This is a genomic window from Loktanella sp. F6476L (genome assembly GCF_023015725.1).
Taxonomy (GTDB): Bacteria; Pseudomonadota; Alphaproteobacteria; order Rhodobacterales; family Rhodobacteraceae; genus Yoonia.
Window position 1 is genome coordinate 1 of sequence record NZ_JALKAR010000032.1, and the last position, 2,690, is coordinate 2,690.

At 47.2% G+C, this 2,690-nt stretch carries 1 protein-coding gene; it reads left to right on the top strand.

From position 1 onward, the window contains the following. Positions 1 to 471: 471 nt before the first annotated feature. On the top strand, positions 472 to 2,690 hold a 2,219-nt coding region (locus MWU61_RS19615; protein WP_281502276.1), incomplete at its 3' end, for a Calx-beta domain-containing protein.

Genomic DNA, 2,690 nt, shown 5'->3' on the forward strand with positions numbered 1-2,690 from the left:
GAACAGCATTACGCTTGTTGGCGTTCAGCTGGGCGACCTGAGTTCAGATGACTTCGTGTTTTAGACTTGGATGAGTATGAGGCGCTTCACCCTAGACTTTCCGCGCATTGTGAGGGCCGCAAATCAACTTTAATCTTGCCTGTAAGATGATCTTATTGTTCGGTCCAAAATTCTTGCATTTGCGTTGATGGACACAGTGTTTTTACGTTATCGTAAACGAAACAAAATTTGTGATTACCGAGAGTTTGAGTAATGAGTGATTTTGCACAACGTATTTATCTATACGGCATCGACGATGGCAGTGTTTTTGACCGACTAATTGGTATGTCTGACGTCATACAAGTCCAATTGGTTAACGCTTGCGCTCGCAAAGGTCTTTGTTTCATTTGGTCGTATTTAAAAGTTTAGTCTGACAAATTACGATAATACTCGAATGAGTAACGATTTAAATAATTGATCTGAAGGTGATTTATGACGACATTTACTGACCGCTACGAGGCGATTGCTGAGGTTGAGCGTCTTCAGTCATCGATAATTGACCTGACATCGTCGTTCTTTGATAACTTAGCAACTGGGGCGGGTGTTTCCGCTCAAGGGATTAGTTTGGCGAAAATTCCTGTTGAGGGGGAAGTTATTCTCTTGATTGATGGCGAGTTCGTCAGTTCTGCGGTCATGGACCTGGATGCGCTTAATCAAACGGTTAGTCGTTTAACAGCAAGCTTAACGGGAATTACGCTGTTTTATGACACAATAACGAACCCAGAAAATGGAGGTGACAACACGGTAGATGTGATGACCGGTTGGGCGTCTGGCAAAGTTGGGGAAATTGCTGGGGCCAAGACCATTGCTTTGTTGTCACCTGTCTTAGCTGCAGCAGGTGTGCCTGCTCTTGCCGCGATTAGCATTGGTGTTGTTGCGGGTATTACTATTACATGGGCCGCCGACAAGGCATTTGATTGGGTCGCTGAATACATAGACCTTGCTGGTTTGTTTGAAACCGCAACGGACAACACTGGATGGTTTCTAGCTAACCTTTTGTATGGTGATGGATTTCAGTGGACAGATTTTCTGGGCCACACGCCAATACATGGGGATGAAACAGATAATATTCTAATGCCTGCATACTCGGATAACCTTTTTTTCGGATATGGCGGTAACGATACTATGTTTGGGAGTCAGTTCGAAGACGTATTTGAAGGCCTCTCAGGCAGGGATCGAGTGTCTTACGACTTGGCAGATGAGGGCGTTTTTGCGAGTTTGGCCTCTCAGGCTGGATACGTTGGCTTTGCGGCCGGCGATGTTTATCGCTCAGTCGAGGAGCTTGAAGGCTCCGGTCACAATGACATCCTGATCGGAAGTAACGGCGCGGGGGGCGGCTTTGATAACCATCTCCTTGGGCTAGATGGTGAAGATATTCTGTCAGGTTTATCTGGGAACGACAGTTTAGAAGGTGGTGTTGGCAACGACACGCTATTTGGCGGTGCGGGAGCTGACTATTTGGATGGCGGGCTTGGTTTTGATACCGCTAGTTATGATGGTGCCGCATCAGCGATCTACATTGATTTGGCAAGCAATTCGTTTTCAGGAGGCGAAGCTGAGGGTGATTCTCTAGTCAATATTGAAGCTATCCGTGGCTCTGCTTATGACGACCTGCTTTTTGGGGACGAACAAGATCAACGCCTAGAAGGTGGTGCCGGGGATGATGATCTTTCTGGCGGTACTAGTGGGCACGATACGCTTGTTGGCGGCAGCGGCCGTGACCGTTTTACTTTTTACGGTGACGGTTACGCGACCATCGAAGACTATATGTTCGTTCGCAGCACCTTGCATGATACGATTGACGTATCCGAGTTCGTTGCAACTTCATTCCTTGACGGCCAGGATATAGACAGTCTTGTACGGCTTGTACCGAACGCTGGCGGTACCGCGCAGCTACTTCAAGTCAACAGGGACGGCGTGGGTTCTCTTTATTCGTGGGAAACGTTGGGGCAACTCAACCATTCTGGCTTTAGCGCTGTTGCGTTCAACTTAGATAACGATTTGTCGCAGGCTGACGCTTACTTATCGTTTTCGTATGCTCTTCCTCAATGGCAAATTGATCAACAATACGTCACGGTGCAAGAGGACGATGGAATAATCCAATTTGTCCTAACTAGGCCTGAAACTGACACAGCTCAAACTGTCTATATCAGCACCGACCCCTACTTCTCGATCCACGGAGAAGCAAATAGTGGTGACTACGAAGATATTGTTTATTTACCTGTAACCTTCGCCGTTGGCCAAGAAACTGCGGAATTCAATTTTACCATAATTGACGACAATTCACGTGAGCAAGAGCAAGTGCTCGGTATTATTGTTCAAGAAGACACTGCCGATTTTGGTCCCCTAGAGTATCCTGACTTTTTGGCGTGGTCCTTAATTCATATCGAAGACAACGACGGGATCAGATTTGATGGAGACCTTTCTAGTTACAACACCGTAACGGACGGGGGGCTTTTAACTGATAGCTTAACCTTCACCGTTGAGGACACCACTATCGACCACCTGACGTTAGATTATTCTGGGCTTACGGTGAGCGATCCAACTGAGCTCACGACGGCTCTTTATCTGTTTTCATCTCCGAATAGCCACTCGCGCAACCAGATCAACATTCGTGACACTGACGGCGTCCTGCAGCGCCATACGGTGAA